Origin of the sequence: Streptomyces sp. NPDC057565 (genome assembly GCF_042801455.1) — a bacterium.
GTDB classification, from domain to species: domain Bacteria; phylum Actinomycetota; class Actinomycetes; order Streptomycetales; family Streptomycetaceae; genus Streptomyces; species Streptomyces yanii.
Map to the genome: position 1 here is coordinate 522,734 of NZ_JBHVFU010000003.1, position 17,600 is coordinate 540,333.

The 17,600-nt window shown below is 69.8% G+C and carries 13 protein-coding genes; 11 read left to right on the forward strand and 2 right to left on the reverse strand.

Annotation, left to right across the window (positions count from 1 at the left end):
• Positions 1–5: 5 nt before the first annotated feature.
• The 4 genes from uvrB to ACFU8W_RS09610 all read left to right on the forward strand — a co-directional run bounded on the left by uvrB (position 6) and on the right by ACFU8W_RS09610 (position 6,204).
• Positions 6–2,135: an excinuclease ABC subunit UvrB gene (uvrB, locus tag ACFU8W_RS09595; protein ID WP_384034045.1), complete on the forward strand. Its 2,130-nt coding sequence runs from the start codon at positions 6–8 to the stop codon at positions 2,133–2,135.
• A 128-nt stretch (positions 2,136–2,263) separates the two neighbouring features.
• Positions 2,264–2,842 carry a TerD family protein gene (locus tag ACFU8W_RS09600; protein WP_030919738.1) on the forward strand — a complete coding sequence of 193 codons (579 nt, stop codon included), beginning with the start codon at positions 2,264–2,266 and terminating at the stop codon, positions 2,840–2,842.
• A gap of 147 nt (positions 2,843–2,989) precedes the next feature.
• Positions 2,990–4,966 (forward strand): TerD family protein, encoded by a 1,977-nt coding sequence (locus ACFU8W_RS09605; RefSeq protein WP_384034048.1) that lies wholly within the window; start codon positions 2,990–2,992, stop codon positions 4,964–4,966.
• Positions 4,967–5,211: 245 nt separating this feature from the next.
• Positions 5,212–6,204, forward strand: a complete 993-nt coding sequence (locus tag ACFU8W_RS09610) for a TerC family protein (RefSeq protein WP_384034052.1) — start codon at positions 5,212–5,214, stop codon at positions 6,202–6,204.
• A 47-nt stretch (positions 6,205–6,251) separates the two neighbouring features.
• Here ACFU8W_RS09610 and ACFU8W_RS09615 read toward each other — a convergent pair whose 3' ends face one another.
• Positions 6,252–6,908 (reverse strand): MBL fold metallo-hydrolase, encoded by a 657-nt coding sequence (locus tag ACFU8W_RS09615; RefSeq protein WP_266986906.1) that lies wholly within the window; start codon positions 6,906–6,908, stop codon positions 6,252–6,254.
• Between the two features lie 10 nt (positions 6,909–6,918).
• Complete coding sequence (locus ACFU8W_RS09620; protein WP_384034056.1) at positions 6,919–7,608, reverse strand: maleylpyruvate isomerase family mycothiol-dependent enzyme; 690 nt, start codon at positions 7,606–7,608, stop codon at positions 6,919–6,921.
• A 176-nt stretch (positions 7,609–7,784) separates the two neighbouring features.
• Here ACFU8W_RS09620 and uvrA point away from each other — a divergent pair, with 176 nt between their 5' ends.
• The 7 genes from uvrA (at position 7,785) to whiA (ending at position 17,429) form a co-directional block, all read left to right on the forward strand.
• Positions 7,785–10,820, forward strand: coding sequence for an excinuclease ABC subunit UvrA (uvrA, locus tag ACFU8W_RS09625; RefSeq protein WP_384034059.1), 3,036 nt, complete (start codon positions 7,785–7,787; stop codon positions 10,818–10,820).
• 430 nt (positions 10,821–11,250) lie between these two features.
• On the forward strand, positions 11,251–11,679 hold the full coding sequence (locus tag ACFU8W_RS09630; protein WP_345514728.1) for a Rieske (2Fe-2S) protein: 429 nt from the start codon (positions 11,251–11,253) through the stop codon (positions 11,677–11,679).
• A 397-nt stretch (positions 11,680–12,076) separates the two neighbouring features.
• Positions 12,077–12,394 carry a hypothetical protein gene (locus ACFU8W_RS09635; RefSeq protein ID WP_384034062.1) on the forward strand — a complete coding sequence of 106 codons (318 nt, stop codon included), beginning with the start codon at positions 12,077–12,079 and terminating at the stop codon, positions 12,392–12,394.
• A 10-nt stretch (positions 12,395–12,404) separates the two neighbouring features.
• The gene (gene uvrC, locus ACFU8W_RS09640; protein ID WP_384034065.1) at positions 12,405–14,435 is read left to right on the forward strand and encodes an excinuclease ABC subunit UvrC; all 2,031 of its coding nucleotides are present in this window, start codon (positions 12,405–12,407) and stop codon (positions 14,433–14,435) included.
• The gene (gene rapZ / locus ACFU8W_RS09645) at positions 14,432–15,415 is read left to right on the forward strand and encodes an RNase adapter RapZ (protein WP_384034069.1); all 984 of its coding nucleotides are present in this window, start codon (positions 14,432–14,434) and stop codon (positions 15,413–15,415) included. Before uvrC ends, rapZ begins: the two co-directional genes overlap by 4 nt.
• On the forward strand, positions 15,412–16,449 hold the full coding sequence (yvcK, locus tag ACFU8W_RS09650; protein WP_345514731.1) for a uridine diphosphate-N-acetylglucosamine-binding protein YvcK: 1,038 nt from the start codon (positions 15,412–15,414) through the stop codon (positions 16,447–16,449). Before rapZ ends, yvcK begins: the two co-directional genes overlap by 4 nt.
• Positions 16,440–17,429 (forward strand): DNA-binding protein WhiA, encoded by a 990-nt coding sequence (gene whiA / locus ACFU8W_RS09655; RefSeq protein ID WP_030919772.1) that lies wholly within the window; start codon positions 16,440–16,442, stop codon positions 17,427–17,429. Before yvcK ends, whiA begins: the two co-directional genes overlap by 10 nt.
• The last annotated feature ends 171 nt before the right edge of the window (positions 17,430–17,600 follow it).

Here is a 17,600-nt window from a genome sequence, read left to right on the forward strand (position 1 = left end):
GTTCCATGCGGCCCGTTTCGAAGATCGAACGTTCGGTGGCGCCTTTCGAGGTCGTCAGTCCCTACCAGCCCAGCGGTGACCAGCCCACTGCCATCGCCGAGCTGGAGCGGCGTATCCGGGCGGGTGAGAAGGATGTCGTGCTGCTCGGCGCGACCGGCACCGGTAAGTCGGCGACCACCGCCTGGATGATCGAGAAGCTGCAGCGCCCCACCCTGGTGATGGCGCCGAACAAGACCCTCGCCGCCCAGCTGGCGAACGAGTTCCGCGAGCTGCTCCCCAACAACGCCGTCGAGTACTTCGTCTCGTACTACGACTACTACCAGCCCGAGGCGTACATCCCGCAGTCGGACACCTACATCGAGAAGGACTCGTCGATCAACGACGAGGTCGAACGACTGCGCCACTCCGCGACGAACTCGCTGCTCACCCGCCGCGACGTCGTCGTGGTCGCCTCGGTCTCCTGCATCTACGGCCTCGGTACGCCGCAGGAGTACGTGGACCGCATGGTCCCGCTCACGGTGGGGGAGGAGATCGACCGCGACCAGCTGCTGCGCCGCTTCGTAGAGATCCAGTACACGCGCAACGACGTCGCGTTCACCCGTGGCACCTTCCGGGTGCGCGGCGACACCATCGAGATCTTCCCGGTCTACGAGGAGCTCGCCGTCCGCATCGAGATGTTCGGCGACGAGATCGAGGCGCTCTCCACCCTCCATCCGCTCACCGGCGAGGTGATCAGCGAGGACCGCGAGCTCTACGTCTTCCCCGCCAGCCATTACGTGGCGGGTCCGGAGCGCATGGAGAAGGCGGTCAACGGCATCGAGCGGGAGCTGCAGGAGCGCCTCGACGAGCTGGAGAAGCAGGGCAAGCTGCTGGAGGCCCAGCGGCTGCGGATGCGCACCACGTACGACATCGAGATGATGCGTCAGATCGGCACCTGCTCCGGCATCGAGAACTACTCGATGCACATGGACGGCCGCGAGCCCGGCACCGCTCCCAACACCCTCCTCGACTACTTCCCCGAGGACTTCCTGCTCGTCATCGACGAGTCGCATGTCACCGTGCCGCAGATCGGCGCGATGTACGAGGGTGACGCCTCCCGCAAGCGCAGCCTCGTCGACCACGGCTTCCGGTTGCCGTCCGCCCTCGACAACCGCCCCCTGAGGTGGGAGGAGTTCACGGAGCGGATCGGTCAGACCGTCTATCTCTCCGCCACCCCGGGCAAGTACGAGCTGTCCCGCGGCGACGGGTTCGTGGAGCAGATCATCCGCCCCACCGGCCTTGTCGACCCGGAAGTCGTCGTCAAGCCCACCGAGGGCCAGATCGACGACCTGGTGCACGAGATCCGCAGGCGTACTGAGAAGGACGAGCGGGTCCTGGTCACCACCCTCACCAAGAAGATGTCCGAGGACCTCACGGACTACTTCCTGGAGCTGGGCATCCAGGTCCGTTATCTCCACAGCGACGTCGACACGCTCCGCCGCATCGAGCTGCTGCGCGAGTTGCGCGCCGGGGAGTACGACGTCCTGGTCGGCATCAACCTCCTCCGCGAGGGCCTCGACCTGCCCGAGGTGTCCCTGGTGGCCATCCTCGACGCCGACAAGGAGGGCTTCCTGCGCTCCGGGACGTCCCTCATCCAGACCATCGGCCGCGCGGCCCGCAATGTGTCCGGCCAGGTCCATATGTACGCGGACAAGATCACCCCGGCGATGGAGAAGGCCATCGACGAGACCAACCGGCGCCGGGAGAAGCAGATCGCGTACAACACCGAGCGCGGGATCGATCCGCAGCCGCTGCGCAAGAAGATCAACGACATCGTGGCGACGATCGCCCGCGAGGAGATCGACACCGAGGAGCTGCTCGGCACCGGCTACCGCCAGGGGAAGGCCGTCAAGGCCCCCGTTCCCGCGCTCAGTGGCAAGGCGGGCAAGGCGGCCAAGGCGGCCGGAGCCAAGAAGGCCGACGCGGTGGTCACGGACCGGCCCGCCACCGAGCTCGCAGGGATCATCGAGGAGATGACCGACCGGATGCGGGCAGCTGCCGCGGACCTGCAGTTCGAAGTGGCCGCCCGACTGCGCGACGAGGTGGGCGAGTTGAAGAAGGAGTTGCGCCAGATGCGGGAGGCGGGCCTCGCCTGACCCACCGCAGCCGGTGTGTTGCAAGACCGACACAAAAATGCTCCGAAGCTGCTGCGCCTTCGGCGTGACTGCGTAGGGTGCTGGGCAGCCGCACGGACGGGTGCGGGGCAGCGGAGAGGGGACAGCGCGTGACGGTCAACATGACCAAGGGCCAGGCCATCAGCCTGCAGAAGAGCGACGGGGGGACCCTGACCGCGGTACGGATGGGGCTCGGCTGGCAGGCGGCGCCGCGCCGCGGTCTGTTCGGCTCGCGCACACGGGAGATCGACCTGGACGCCTCGGCGGTGCTGTTCGCCGACAAGCAGCCGGTCGACGTGGTCTTCTTCCGTCACCTCGTCAGCGACGACGGCTCGGTGAAGCACACCGGCGACAACCTGGTCGGCGGCGCCGGTTCCGGTGGAGACGACGAGGCGATCCTCGTCGACCTGCAGCGGGTGCCGGTTCACATCGACCAGATCGTCTTCACGGTGAACTCCTTCACCGGCCAGACGTTCCAGGAGGTGCAGAACGCGTTCTGCCGCATCGTCGACGAGACCAACGGCCAGGAGCTCGCCCGCTACACGCTGGACGGCGGCGGCCAGTACACCGCCCAGATCATGGCCAAGGTGCACCGCGTGGGCGCCGGGTGGCAGATGACCGCTCTCGGCAACCCGGCCAACGGCCGCACCTTCCAGGACCTGATGCCGGCGATCCTGCCGCACCTGTAGGCACAGCCGGACCGCTCGGGTCCGTATCGGTGGGGGCAGCTCCCGGAGGCAACGGCCGCCGGGAGCTGCCCCGCATGGCACCGCACCACGGCATCACGCCGACAGACAGCGCACCGCGCAGCATCAACTCGTCGAGGGGACAGGGCAATGACGGCCGAGCTGGTCCGGGGGCAGAACCACACCTTGCCCCAGACCCGTCTGGAGATCCGGGTGTCGGCCGGTACGCCCGTCGTGGCCGGTGCCACGCTCGGCGACGAGCAGGGCACGGTGCACGGCATCGAGTGGATCGCCCACCCGGGCTCGCCCCAGCTGCCCGGACTCGAAGTGTCCAAGCAGGCCGCCGCCGAGCACCGGCTCGCCGTGGACCTCGACGCCCTGCCCGCCTCGGTGCACCGCGTCACCGTGCTACTGGCGCTGCCCATGGGCGTCGGTGGCCCGGTCAGGTTCGGTGCGGTCGCCGCACCCTTCGTCGCTGTCACGGGTCTCGAAGGCACCGAGATCGCCACCTTCACCCTCACCGGTCTCGACAGCGAGTCCGCGGTCGCCGCCCTGGAGCTCTACCGCCGTCAGGGCGCGTGGAAGGTCCGCGCGGTCGGCCAGGGCTATGCGGGCGGTCTCGCCGCGATGCTCGCCGACCAGGGGGTGTCCGGTGCGCAGGAGCTGGCCCGGTCGGTCCATGAGGCGGTCGCCCGGGGCTTGGCCCGCTCGGTGGCGCCGCCCCCGCCCCGCACCCCGGAAGGCGACCGGGTCCGCCACGCCGGCACGGCCTCCGGCCAGCAGCCGCCCGCGACACCTCCCGCCGTACCGATCGGCGACCCGGCCCCGGCAGCCACCCCGCTGCCCGGCCCCGCCCAACCCCGACCGGCAGGCGACGCGGGGCCCACCCCGGGTCCCGCCACGAGTGGCCCCATCAACTACGCACACCCGCGCCGCCAGTCCGCGGCGCCCCCGCCGCCCCCGCCCACCGCACCGCCCGCCGAACCGGGCCGGCCCGCCCGGCCCGTCGCCGGGGACGCGACCGGCTGGTCCATGGAGGAGCGTCTCTACAACCAGGTCTGGGGCATGTTCGAGGATCTGGCCCGCACCACCGCCGCCTACCGCAGCGCCGTCGACTTCGCCGAGTCCCGCATGGACCAGGAGCTCGACCGGGCCCTGTCCGACCCGCGCAACCGGATCGGAGGAGCGGGCGACCGGGCCCGCGAGGAGGCCCGTGCCAAGCGCGACCAGTTGACCGACCGGGCCCGCGAGGCGCTCGACCGCGATCTCGCCCAGCTCGCCGCCGAGTCCGCCGTCGTCGAACCCGCACTCCCCGCCGCGTACGCGGGCTGGGACAACCCCGTCTGGCACGCCTACCGCGTCCCCATGGAGATCCCCATGGCCCTGCGGATCGGTGACCTCCATCTGCCCGAGAAAACCGACCTGCGCATCCCGCTGCTCGTACGGCTGCCGCTGGAGCGCGGAATCTGGGTCGACAGCGGGCGTACAGCCTCCGAGGCGGCGTCCCTGACCGGTCCGGACCAGCTCCGCCGACTCGCCATGGAGAACGCCGTCGCGCACGCGGCCCGGCTGCTCGCCGTCTACCCGGCGGACGAGTTCACCGTCCATGTCATCGACCCCGCGGGCTCGGCCGCGGCGGCGCTCGCGCCCCTGGTCGACTCCGGGGTGCTTGCCGCGCCCCCCGGCGCCGGCGCCCAGGGAGTGGCCTCGGTCCTCGCCCACCTCACCCGGCGCGTCGACCTCGTGCAGATGGCGATCCGGGCCGGCGCCGCCGATTCGCTCCCGCCGGACCTGGACACCGCCGAGCAGTTGTTGATCGTCAACGACTTCCCGCACGGCTTCGACGACCGGGCCGTCACCCAGCTGCGCTACCTCGCGGACGAGGGTCCCTCGGTCGGCGTCCACCTGCTGATGGTCGCGGACCGGGAGGACGCGAGTGCGTACGGGCCGGTGCTCGACCCGCTCTGGCGCTCCCTGCTGCGGATCACCCCGGTCGCCGACGATCACCTGGCCGATCCCTGGGTCGGCCACGCCTGGACGTACGAGCCGCTGAGGACTCCGCCCGGCAGCCGGGTGCTGCAGAACGTGCTCGTCCAGGTGGCCGCCGCTCGTCGCGGGCGGCCTTGACCCATCGGACCATCCCTGACCTGCGCTTTTGAAAGATCTTTTTGCTGGCCTTTACCTTTTCTTGGTGTTCCCTGTACTGTTCTTCGAACGGAGGGGAGTACTCCCATACGCGACGCGCCCGTCAGTACGGACTGTGACCGGTCCCGGGGCGTCGGCCCGTGGCGCGCATCCCGTGCGCCGGGGTGGAAGAGACCTCCGGCAGCGACGACGCTGATCAGTAGCCGTAGCGAACTGCCGGAGGCGCAGTGGACGTTTCATGGACTCTCTGGGCACTGACCATTTTTGGTCTGTCAGCCCTTATCGCCGTCGACTTCTTCATCGGGCGCAAGCCTCATGACGTGACGACCAAGGAAGCCGGAATCTGGACGATCATCTGGATCGCGCTGGCCGTGCTCTTCGGGCTCGGTCTGCTCGTGTTCGGCGAGAGCCAGGCATCGGGCGAGTTCTTCGCCGGCTTCATCACCGAGAAGTCGCTCAGCGTGGACAACCTCTTCGTCTTCGTCCTGATCATGGCGAAGTTCTCGGTGCCGTCCCATCTCCAGCAGCGCGTGCTGCTGGTCGGCGTGCTGATCGCGCTGGTTCTGCGAGCGATCTTCATCGCCGCGGGCGCGGCGGTCATTGCCAACTTCTCGTGGGTCTTCTACATCTTCGGCGCGTTCCTGATCTACACCGCCTGGAAGCTCATCCAGGAGGCGCGGGCCGATGAGGAGGAGGACGATTTCGAGGAGAACCGCCTCCTCAAGTCGATCGAACGCCGCTTCGGTGTCGCCGACAGGTACCACGGCACCAAGCTCTTCATCAGGAACAACGGCAAGCGCGTCCTGACCCCGCTGATGGTCGTCATGCTCGCCATCGGCACCACCGATGTGCTGTTCGCGCTGGACTCCATCCCCGCGATCTTCGGGCTGACCCAGGACCCGTACATCGTCTTCACCGCCAACGCCTTCGCCCTGATGGGGCTGCGGCAGCTGTACTTCCTCATCGGCGGTCTGCTGAAGAAGCTGGTCCACCTCAGCTACGGGCTCTCGGTCATCCTCGGCTTCATCGGCGTCAAGCTGGTGCTGCACGCTCTGCACGAGTCCGGGGTGCATGTCCCCGAGATCTCCATCCCGGTCTCGCTCGGCGTCATCTGCGGCGTGCTGGTGATCACCACGATCACCAGCCTCATCGCCACCAGGAAGCAGGCCGCGGCCGAGGCCGAGCGCGAGGCGGAGGAGAGTTCCCGCGTCGAGGCCTGATGCGGCGGTGCGGGTGGGCGGTGCAACCGCTCACCCGCACTCTCATGTCACCAGCCGCGTGCGCGCCACTCGGGCAGCTGCGGACGCTCGTCGCCGAGCGTCGTGTCGTGGCCGTGGCCCGGATAGACCCAGGTCTCGTCGGGCAGCACGTCGAAGAGCTTGGTCTCCACGTCGTGGAGCAGGCTCGCGAACGCTTCGGGGTCCTTGCGGGTATTGCCGACCCCGCCGGGGAAGAGGCAATCCCCGGTGAACAGGTGGGGGGCGCCGTGCGGGTCGTCGTAGACCAGCGCGATGGAGCCCGGGGTGTGACCGACCAGATGGCGCGCGGTCAGGGTGACCTGCCCCACCCGGATCGTGTCGTCGTCGTCGACCAGCACGTCGGTCGGGACCGGGATGCCCTCGGCGTCGTACCGCCCCGCATAGGTACGCGCACCGGTGGCCGCCACCACCTCGCCCAGCGCCTGCCAGTGGTCGCCGTGCTGATGGGTGGTGACGACGGACGCGATGGAGTCGTCACCGATCAGCCGCAGCAGGGTGGGGGCCTCGGCGGCCGCGTCGATCAGGAGCTGCTCGCCGGTGGCCCGGCAGCGCAGCAGATAGGCGTTGTTGTTCATCGGGCCGACGGCGACCTTGGAGATCATCAGGTCCGTCAACTCGTGTACATCCGCAGGTCCGCCGACCTTGACCGTTCCGCTGTACGTCATACGTCTCAGCCTATAGCGGCGGCAGTACGGGAAGAGGGCCGCCGTCGACCTCCAGCACCGAGCCGTCGCGGCGTCCGGCGAGCCAGCCGAGCAGCTCCGGCGCCGGGCCCCGGACCGCGACGGCCGGGCCCTCGGCGCCGCCACCCGTGGTCCAGAACCGGCCGTCGTCGGCGGCCAGACCCGTGGACACCACCTCCGGGTGACGGCCGAACCGCTCCGCGAGGAAGTCGATCTCGCGGGTCACGAATTCGTCCGGAAGGTCCTCGAGCTCGTAGCCGATCCCCAGGTCGACATGGTGCAGTTCGACCTCGATCCAGCGGCGGAAGGGGACCCGGGAGGCGGAGTCGGTCACGCCGTTGCGCATCGTGATGGTGCGGGACCAGTCGGCCGGCTCGGCGGCGGCGGCCAGGAAGCGGGCCGCGCTCTCGCGCAGGTCGGCCAGCTGTTCGGCGAGCGGCCGGGGTGCGTCGCGCTCGATGTCCCGATCGCGGGTTTCGCTGTCTGCGTACATGGGACGGCCCTGGAGAACATTTACGAGCGCGTCGGCGTTACGGGAAAGGTGTGCAAGGACATGGCCCCGGCTCCAGCCGGGCAGCCGTGACGGTTCGGCAGCGGCGACGTCGTCCAGTTTCACCGTCGCGCTGAGGAGTCGATCCGTCGCTTCACGTAGGGCTGCCAGGTCGTGCGCGTGATCAATCATGCGGCTGAGCCTAGCCTCGGCACTCGTTCGGGTGAAGGAGTCATTGACCGTCCGTAAATCGAATGCGCGTGCTATACGCTCGGAATCGAAAAGCTTCGTACACCGCTGTGGCGCCCCCCATACCCTGGGACAGGGGCTCAGTTCCCCCATTTCTCTCTAGAAAGGTGCGGACCGGCGTGACCGACCGTCTCATCGTCCGTGGCGCTCGCGAGCACAACCTCAAGAACGTCTCGCTCGACCTCCCCCGCGACTCCCTCATCGTCTTCACCGGGCTTTCCGGGTCGGGCAAGTCGTCTCTCGCGTTCGACACGATCTTCGCCGAGGGCCAGCGCCGGTACGTGGAGTCCCTCTCCTCGTACGCCCGGCAGTTCCTCGGCCAGATGGACAAGCCGGACGTCGATTTCATCGAGGGCCTGTCGCCCGCCGTCTCCATCGATCAGAAGTCGACCTCGCGCAACCCGCGCTCGACGGTCGGCACGATCACCGAGGTGTACGACTACCTCCGGCTGCTCTTCGCCCGGATCGGCAAGCCGCACTGCCCCGAGTGCTCCCGCCCCATCTCCCGGCAGTCGCCGCAGGCCATCGTCGACAAGGTGCTCGGCCTGCCCGAGGGCAGCCGCTTCCAGGTGCTGTCGCCGCTGGTGCGCGAGCGCAAGGGCGAGTTCGTCGACCTCTTCGCCGATCTGCAGACCAAGGGCTACAGCAGGGCCCGGGTCGACGGCGAGACCATCCACCTCGCCGAGCCGCCCACGCTGAAGAAGCAGGAGAAGCACACCATCGAGGTGGTCATCGACCGCCTCACGGTGAAGGACAGCGCCAAGCGCCGGCTGACCGACTCGGTCGAGACCGCGCTCGGGCTCTCCGGCGGCATGGTCGTGCTCGACTTCGTCGACCTCCCGGAGGACGACCCCGAGCGTGAGCGGATGTATTCCGAGCACCTCTACTGCCCGTACGACGACCTGTCCTTCGAAGAGTTGGAGCCGCGCTCCTTCTCCTTCAACTCCCCCTTCGGCGCCTGCCCCGACTGCACGGGCATCGGTACGCGGATGGAGGTCGACCCGGAACTGATCGTCCCCGACGAGGAGAAGTCCCTCGACGAGGGCGCGATCCACCCTTGGTCGCACGGCCACACCAAGGAGTACTTCGGGCGGCAGATCGACGCGCTCGCCGCAGCCCTCGGATTCCGTACGGACATCCCGTGGGCCGGGTTGCCGCAGCGGGCCAAGAAGGCCCTGCTCTTCGGCCACAAGATCCAGACCGAGGTCCGCTACCGCAACCGGTACGGGCGTGAGCGCGCGTACACCACCCCGGCCTTCGAGGGCGCGGTGCAGTTCGTCAAGCGGCGGCACTCCGACGCCGAGAGCGACTCCAGCAGGGAGCGCTTCGAGGGCTACATGCGCGAGGTGCCCTGCCCGACCTGTGAGGGCACCAGGCTGAAGCCGATCGTCCTCGCGGTCACGGTGATGGAGAAGTCCATCGCCCAGGTCGCCGCGATGTCCATCAGCGAGTGCGCCGAATTCCTCGGCCGGATGAAGCTCAACACCCGCGACAAGAAGATCGCCGAGCGGGTGCTCAAGGAGGTCAACGAGCGGCTGAAGTTCCTCGTCGACGTCGGCCTCGACTACCTCTCGCTGAACCGCGCGGCCGGCACTCTGTCCGGCGGCGAGGCGCAGCGCATCCGGCTCGCCACCCAGATCGGCTCCGGACTCGTCGGCGTGCTGTACGTGCTGGACGAGCCGTCCATCGGCCTGCACCAGCGCGACAACCACCGGCTGATCGAGACGCTGGTCCGGCTCCGCGACATGGGCAACACGCTCATCGTCGTCGAGCACGACGAGGACACCATCAAGGTCGCCGACTGGGTCGTCGACATCGGCCCCGGCGCCGGTGAGCACGGTGGCAAGGTGGTCCACTCCGGCTCGCTCAAGGAGCTGCTCGGCAACGACGAGTCGATCACCGGCCAGTATCTGGTCGGCAAGAAGGCCATCGCGATGCCCGACATCCGGCGCCCGGTCGACCCGGCGCGCAGGCTCACGGTGCACGGAGCCCGGGAGAACAACCTCCAGGACATCGACGTCTCCTTCCCGCTCGGAGTGCTCACGGCCGTCACCGGAGTCTCGGGGTCGGGGAAGTCGACGCTGGTCAACGACATCCTCTACACCCACCTGGCGCGCGAGCTGAACGGCGCCAAGTCGGTCCCCGGGCGGCACACCCGGGTCGACGGCGACGACCTCGTCGACAAGGTGGTGCATGTCGACCAGTCGCCGATCGGCCGTACGCCCCGGTCCAACCCGGCGACGTACACCGGCGTCTTCGACCATGTCCGCAAGCTGTTCGCCGAGACGATGGAGGCGAAGGTGCGCGGCTATCTGCCGGGCCGCTTCTCCTTCAACGTCAAGGGCGGCCGCTGCGAGAACTGCTCCGGCGACGGCACAATCAAGATCGAGATGAACTTCCTGCCGGACGTGTACGTCCCGTGCGAGGTCTGCCACGGGGCGCGGTACAACCGGGAGACGCTGGAGGTCCACTACAAGGGCAAGTCGATCGCCGAGGTGCTGGACATGCCGATCGAGGAGGGCCTGGAGTTCTTCGAGGCCGTCCCGACGATCGCCCGCCATCTCCGCACGCTCCACGAGGTGGGCCTCGGATACGTCAGGCTCGGCCAGTCCGCGCCGACGCTCTCCGGCGGTGAGGCGCAGCGCGTGAAGCTCGCGAGTGAGCTGCAGAAGCGCTCCACCGGCCGCACGGTCTACGTCCTGGACGAGCCGACCACCGGCCTGCACTTCGAGGACATCAGCAAGCTCATCAAGGTGCTGTCCGGACTGGTCGACAAGGGCAACTCGGTGATCGTCATCGAGCACAACCTCGATGTCATCAAGACCGCGGACTGGGTCATCGACATGGGGCCCGAGGGCGGCAACGGCGGTGGCATGGTGGTCGCCGAGGGCACGCCGGAGCTGGTCGCGACGATCCCGGCGAGCCACACGGGCAAGTTCCTCCAGGGCATCCTGGACGCGGACCGGGTGAGTGAGGCAGCGGTGCCCGCAGCGCGGAAGCCCGTGCGGAGGGCGGCCGCGAAGAAGACCGTGGCCGCGAAGTCGTCCCCTGCGCGGAGGACGGCGACGGCCAAGACGGATATCGGCGGGAGCGCGGCGGCCAAGTCGGCCAAGACGGCTGCGGCGAAGAAGACGACCCGCGCACGCAAGGCCTGACGCGCCGCGCGTCGAGGTGACGGCTCCCGGCCGCCAGGCGGGGAGCCGTCACCTCGTGGGTGGCCCCGACCGGTCGAGTCCGGCCACGCTCGGCTGCCGACGGGTGACGGCCGGGTGCGGACGGCAGTAACCGGCGATGGTCCGCCACCGCCCTGCTGCCGCAAGGAGCGGATGGCCGGGCCCGCCGCCGACCCTGCCCGCGTCGGCCGCTGCGGGCCGGTCATGGCTGCTCAGGCGTGGTCGCGACCGGTCCTGATCAGGCATGACCGTCCATGACCGGCCCGGCCGCAGGGCCGCCCGTCTCCGCCGGTATCGTCGGTTCTGTCACTGATGCCGGTGGTGCCCCGGGTGCCTTCCGGTACCCCTGATGCCCCCGACGTCTCCCCGACGCCCCCTCTTCGTCCCACCCCTCTCACCCCGTGGAGTCCGCATGTCCGGCCAGCCCACCGCCCGCCGCACCGTGCTGAAGGGTGCCGCTCTCGCCGGTGTCGCCGGGCTGGGAGTGGCCGCCTGTTCGACCGAATCGAAGCTCGGGCACGCCCAGACGCCGACCCCCACCGCCCCCGTCGAGCTCGGCTCCCCGGACGAGGTGCCGGTCGGCGGGTCCAAGCTCTACCGCGAGCAGCGGGTCGTCGTCAGCTGCCCGGCCAAGGGCGAGTTCAAGGCGTTCAGCGCCCAGTGCACCCACGCGGGCTGCCTGCTGGACAAGGTCGAGGACAACGAGGGGAACTGCCCCTGCCACGGCAGCCGCTTCGACACGACCACCGGCGAGGCGGTGCAGGGTCCGGCCACCGTGCCGCTGCCCTCCGTCCCGGTCAAGGTCGAGGGCGGAAAGCTGATCGCCGGTCCTGACGCCTGACCCTCGACGCACCGGGTCGGGTCACCCCCAGCGCCGGTGGGAGCGGGGCGGCAGGTCGCCGGGGGCGGACCGTTCACGCACCCGCCTCACCGCTCGCACCGCAATGTTCCCCCGCATTGAAGCGTGTTGATCCGTCCCCGACAACAGTTGATCCGTCCCCGACAACAGTTGACGCTCCCTCGGCAGCGTCCGGATGCTCCGATCGCCCCGCCCCCGCCCTGTTCACCGTCGTCGCCCCGCCCCGGCGGCCGCCCACGACGCCGCCACCGGCCCTGGACACCCTGCCCCGGTTCTTCGCCCGGGAGGGGTACTGGCCTGCACGGCGGTCTCCTCGGACGGTCGGAAGGCGTCCCTTTGGGCCGTCCCCGAGGCGGGGACGGCCGGCGCCTGGCAGGTGGTGAACATCGTCGGCGACGACGAGACGCGGTACGCGACCGAGGGAGACCGCAAGCTCCCCGTCGGCGCGGTCTTCTTCCACGAGCCGCGGATCGGCGCCCGGTATGTCCGGAAAGGCAGCCGCGTGCTCGCGCGGGACCAGGGCGCGGCCCGGGCGGCCGGCGCCCGTGGCCCGACATCGGACGCCCACCGCCCCGGGTACAGGAGGATGACCGGAACAGGCTCCTCGGCTCCGGCTGTGCCCGCTCCGGCAGGGCGGGCGGCGGCGCGGCGGCCGGCATCCCCCGTACGTCACCGCACTGTCACTGCCCGCAAGTAGGGTGGGAGGCATGGCAGACCCCTCCAGCTACCGCCCCAAGCCGGGACAGATCCCCGACTCCCCGGGGGTCTACAGATTCCGTGACGAGCACCGCCGGGTGATCTACGTCGGGAAGGCGAAGAGCCTGCGCCAGCGCCTGGCCAACTACTTCCAGGACCTGGCCAATCTCCACCCCCGTACGCGCACGATGGTCACCACGGCCGCCTCCGTCGAGTGGACCGTCGTCGCCACCGAGGTCGAGGCGCTCCAGCTGGAGTACTCCTGGATCAAGGAGTACGACCCCCGGTTCAACGTCAAGTACCGGGACGACAAGAGCTATCCGTACCTCGCGGTCACGCTCAACGAGGAGTTCCCGCGCGTGCAGGTCATGCGCGGTGCCAAGAAGAAGGGCGTGCGCTACTTCGGTCCGTACGGGCACGCCTGGGCGATCCGCGAGACGGTCGACCTGATGCTCCGGGTCTTTCCCGTACGTACGTGCTCCGCCGGTGTCTTCAAGAACGCCGCGCGGACCGGCCGCCCCTGTCTCCTCGGCTACATCGGCAAGTGCTCGGCGCCCTGCGTCGGCCGGGTCACCGCCGAGGAACACCGCGAACTGGCGGACGATTTCTGCGACTTCATGGCCGGCCGCACGGGCACGTACATCCGCCGCCTGGAGAAGGACATGATGGCGGCGGCCGAGGAGATGGAGTACGAGCGGGCGGCCCGGCTCCGCGATGACGTGGAGGCCCTCAAGCGGGCCATGGAGAAGAGCGCCGTCGTCCTCGCCGACGCCACCGACGCCGACCTGATCGCGCTCGCCGAGGACGAGCTCGAGGCCGCCGTGCAGATCTTCCACGTCCGCGGCGGCCGGGTGCGCGGCCAGCGCGGCTGGGTCACCGACAAGGTCGAGGCGGTCGACACCTCGGACCTCGTCGAGCACGCCCTGCAGCAGCTGTACGGGGAGGAGACGGGCGATTCCGTCCCCAAGGAGGTCCTCGTCCCGGCGCTTCCGGAGGACCCGGAAGCGGTGTCCCAGTGGCTCGCCGACCGCCGGGGCTCCCAGGTCAGCCTGCGCATCCCGCAGCGCGGCGACAAGAAGGACCTGATGGTGACGGTCCAGCGCAACGCCCAGCAGGCCCTGGGGCTGCACAAGACCAAGCGCGCCTCCGATCTGACGACACGCTCCCGCGCCCTGGAGGAGATCGCCGAGGCGCTCGGCCTCGATTCGGCTCCGCTGCGCATCGAGTGCTTCGACATCTCCCATCTCCAGGGCGACGACGTGGTCGCCTCCATGGTCGTCTTCGAGGACGGTCTGGCCCGCAAGAGCGAGTACCGCCGCTTCCAGATCAAGGGCTTCGAGGGCCAGGACGACGTCCGCTCGATGCACGAGGTGATCGGCCGCCGCTTCAAGCGGTACCTGCAGGAGAAGGAACGGACGGGGGAGTGGGAGGAGACCCCTGCACCCACCGGAGCCGTCCCGGCCCCGGAAGCCTCCGATGCCGACCCCTTCGAGGTCGGGTCCCGCGAGGACGACGGCCGCCCCAAGAGGTTCGCCTACCCGCCGCAGCTCGTGGTGGTCGACGGCGGCCAGCCGCAGGTCGCCGCGGCCATGCGGGCCCTCGACGAGCTGGGGATCGACGACATCGCCGTCTGCGGCCTCGCCAAGCGTCTCGAAGAGGTCTGGCTGCCCGAGGACGACGACCCCGTGGTCCTGCCCCGCTCCAGCGAGGGCCTCTACCTCCTGCAGCGCGTCCGCGACGAGGCCCACCGTTTCGCCATCACCTACCAGCGCGCCAAGCGGGCCAAGCGCATCCGCTCCAGCCCTCTCGATGCGGTCGCCGGACTCGGCGAGACCAGGAAGCAGGCGTTGATCAAGCATTTCGGCTCCGTGAAGAAGCTGAAGCAGGCGACAATCGACGAGATCTGCGAGGTTCCGGGAATAGGCCGCAGGACGGCGGAATCAGTGGCTGCCGCCCTCGCCTCGACCGCTCCGGCCGCGCCCGCCGTGAACACGGCGACAGGAGAGATCATTGAAGAGGACGACGGGGGCAGCGCAACATGACTGAGCACGAGCAGGAACAAGAGCACAACCAGCAGCACGAGCACGACCGGACAGACCGAGCAGACGGAGCAGGACACGTGAGTACGGGCACCACGATCGAGACGGGCGACGCCGGTGCGGCCATCCCCGAACTGGTGATCATCTCCGGTATGTCGGGTGCCGGGCGGTCCACCGCCGCCAAATGTCTGGAGGACCTCGGCTGGTTCGTCGTCGACAACCTGCCGCCCGCGCTGATCCCCACCATGGTGGAGCTGGGCGCCCGGTCGCAGGGCAATGTGGCCCGGATCGCCGTCGTCGTCGACGTCCGCGGCCGCCGCTTCTTCGACAACCTCCGGGAATCCCTCGCCGACCTCGAGGCCAAGCACGTCACCCGGCGGATCGTCTTCCTGGAGTCGTCCGACGACGCGCTGGTCCGCCGCTTCGAATCGGTCCGCCGCCCGCACCCCCTCCAGGGTGACGGCCGCATCGTCGACGGCATCGCGGCCGAGCGTGACCTGCTGCGCGAGCTGCGCGGCGACGCCGACCTGGTGATCGACACCTCCAGCCTCAACGTGCACGAGCTGCGCGCCAAGATGGACGCCCAGTTCGCCGGCGACGAGGAGCCGGAGCTGCGGGCCACGGTGATGTCGTTCGGCTTCAAGTACGGCCTGCCGGTCGACGCCGACCTGGTGGTGGACTGCCGCTTCCTGCCCAACCCGCACTGGGTCCCGGAGCTGCGCCCGTTCACCGGGCTCAACGAGGAGGTGTCGGCGTACGTCTTCGACCAGCCGGGCGCCAAGGAGTTCCTCAACCAGTACACCGAGCTGCTGCAGCTCGTCGCCGCGGGCTACCGCCGCGAGGGCAAGCGCTATGTGACGATCGCCGTCGGCTGCACGGGCGGCAAGCACCGCTCCGTCGCGATGTCGGAGAAGCTCGCCGCGCGGCTCGCCACCGAAGGGATCGAGACCGTCCTCGTCCACCGGGACATGGGGCGCGAGTGACCAGCCGTAATCTGCGCCTGAGGCGGCTGCGCAGAGCCACGTCCGCGCTCTCCGCCCGCAAGCGCGGCGCCCCGCATCCCAAGGTCGTCGCCCTCGGCGGCGGAATGGGCCTGTCCGCGTCGCTCGCGGCGCTGCGCCGGATCACCGGCGATCTCACCGCCGTGGTCACCGTCGCCGACGACGGCGGCTCCAGCGGCCGGCTCCGCGAGGAGCTCGGCGTCCTGCCGCCCGGCGACCTCCGGAAGGCGCTCGCCGCGCTCTGCGGCGACGACGACTGGGGCCAGACCTGGGCCCAGGTCATCCAGCACCGCTTCCAGTCCAAGGGCGATCTGCACGAGCACGCGGTCGGCAATCTGCTGATCGTCGCCCTGTGGGAGCAGCTCGGCGACCATGTGCAGGCCCTGGACCTGGTCGGCAAGCTCCTCGGCGCGCACGGCAGGGTGCTGCCCATGTCCGCCGTGCCGCTGGAGCTCCAGGCGCTCGTACGGGGCCACGACCCGGCCCGTCCGGACCAGGTGGACACGGTGCGCGGCCAGGCGACGGTGGCGCTCACCCCCGGTGAGGTGCAGTCCGTGCACCTCGTCCCGAACGACCCGCCGGCCGTCCCGGAGGCGGTCGAAGCGGTCCTGGACGCGGACTGGGTGGTGCTCGGCCCGGGATCGTGGTTCTCCTCCGTGATCCCGCATCTGCTCGTACCGGAACTGCTCGACGCGCTCGTCGTGACGAAGGCCCGCAAGGTCCTCTCGCTCAACCTCGCACCGCAACCCGGTGAAACTGATGGCTTCTCTCCGCAGCGTCATTTGGAGGTTTTGGGACGACACGCCCCTAAACTCGCCCTGGACGTGGTGCTGGCCGACGAAGCCGCCGTGCCCGATCGCGAGTCCCTCGCCGATGCCGCCAAGCGGCTCGGTGCCGCGGTCGAGCTGGCGCCGGTGGCCTCACCCGACGGCGTTCCGATCCATGATCCGGAGCTGTTGGCCGCCGCGTACGACCGTATTTTTCGGATGCATGGAAGGATCGGCCCATGGCGATGACGCCAGCGGTGAAGGACGAAATCTCTCGGCTTCCCGTGACCCGGACCTGCTGCAGGAAGGCAGAGGTTTCGGCGATTCTTCGGTTCGCGGGCGGGCTGCACCTGGTGAGTGGCCGGATTGTGATCGAGGCGGAGCTGGACACCGCAATGGCGGCGCGCCGGCTGAAGCGGGACATTCTCGAGATCTTCGGGCACAGCTCGGAGCTGATCGTGATGGCCCCCGGCGGTCTGCGGCGCGGCTCCCGTTATGTCGTACGGGTGGTGGCGGGCGGCGACCAGCTGGCCCGCCAGACGGGTCTGGTGGACGGCCGCGGCCGCCCGATCCGAGGTCTGCCGCCGCAGGTGGTCTCGGGGGCGACCTGCGATGCCGAGGCCGCCTGGCGCGGGGCCTTCCTGGCCCACGGCTCGCTCACCGAGCCGGGCCGCTCCTCCTCGCTGGAGGTGACCTGCCCGGGCCCGGAGGCGGCGCTCGCGCTGGTCGGCGCGGCCCGCAGGCTCTCCATCGCGGCGAAGGCACGCGAGGTGCGCGGCGTCGACCGGGTCGTCGTCCGCGACGGCGACGCGATCGGTGCCCTGCTCACCCGGCTCGGCGCCCATGAGTCGGTGCTGGCCTGGGAGGAGCGGCGGATGCGCCGCGAGGTCCGCGCCACCGCCAACCGGCTGGCCAACTTCGACGACGCCAATCTGCGCCGCTCCGCACGGGCCGCGGTGGCGGCGGGTGCCCGCGTGGGACGTGCCCTGGAGATCCTGGGCGAAGAGGTGCCCGAGCACCTCGCGGCGGCCGGACGGCTGCGCATGGAGCACAAGCAGGCCTCCCTGGAGGAACTGGGCGCGCTCGCCGACCCGCCGCTGACGAAGGACGCGGTGGCCGGCCGGATCCGCCGGCTCCTGGCCATGGCCGACAAGCGGGCCCAGGACCTCGGTATCCCGGGGACGGAATCCACCCTGAGTGAGGAGCTCGCCGACGGCCTGGTGGGCTGAGCGGAAACGGCGGCGAAAGTCGGCCGAAATCGGAACGCGCGGCATACTCGCAGGTGTTGACGGACAGTAATCACCGCTGCGTGTACAGCCGAGTATCCGGAGGCCCGTACTCAAACCGGAGAGTACGGGCCTCCGCGGCGCTTCCGGCACCGCTCGATGTCACTCACGGGC

Bases quoted from the DNA above. Each gene is read 5' to 3' on its own strand.
- uvrB (WP_384034045.1), top strand. From the start codon at position 6: ATGCGGCCCGTTTCGAAGATCGAACGTTCGGTGGCGCCTTTCGAGGTC.
- ACFU8W_RS09605 (WP_384034048.1), top strand. From the start codon at position 2,990: ATGACGGCCGAGCTGGTCCGGGGGCAGAACCACACCTTGCCCCAGACC.
- ACFU8W_RS09615 (WP_266986906.1), bottom strand. From the start codon at position 6,908: ATGACGTACAGCGGAACGGTCAAGGTCGGCGGACCTGCGGATGTACAC.
- ACFU8W_RS09620 (WP_384034056.1), bottom strand. From the start codon at position 7,608: ATGATTGATCACGCGCACGACCTGGCAGCCCTACGTGAAGCGACGGAT.
- ACFU8W_RS09630 (WP_345514728.1), top strand. From the start codon at position 11,251: ATGTCCGGCCAGCCCACCGCCCGCCGCACCGTGCTGAAGGGTGCCGCT.
- uvrC (WP_384034065.1), top strand. From the start codon at position 12,405: ATGGCAGACCCCTCCAGCTACCGCCCCAAGCCGGGACAGATCCCCGAC.
- rapZ (WP_384034069.1), top strand. From the start codon at position 14,432: ATGACTGAGCACGAGCAGGAACAAGAGCACAACCAGCAGCACGAGCAC.
- whiA (WP_030919772.1), top strand. From the start codon at position 16,440: ATGGCGATGACGCCAGCGGTGAAGGACGAAATCTCTCGGCTTCCCGTG.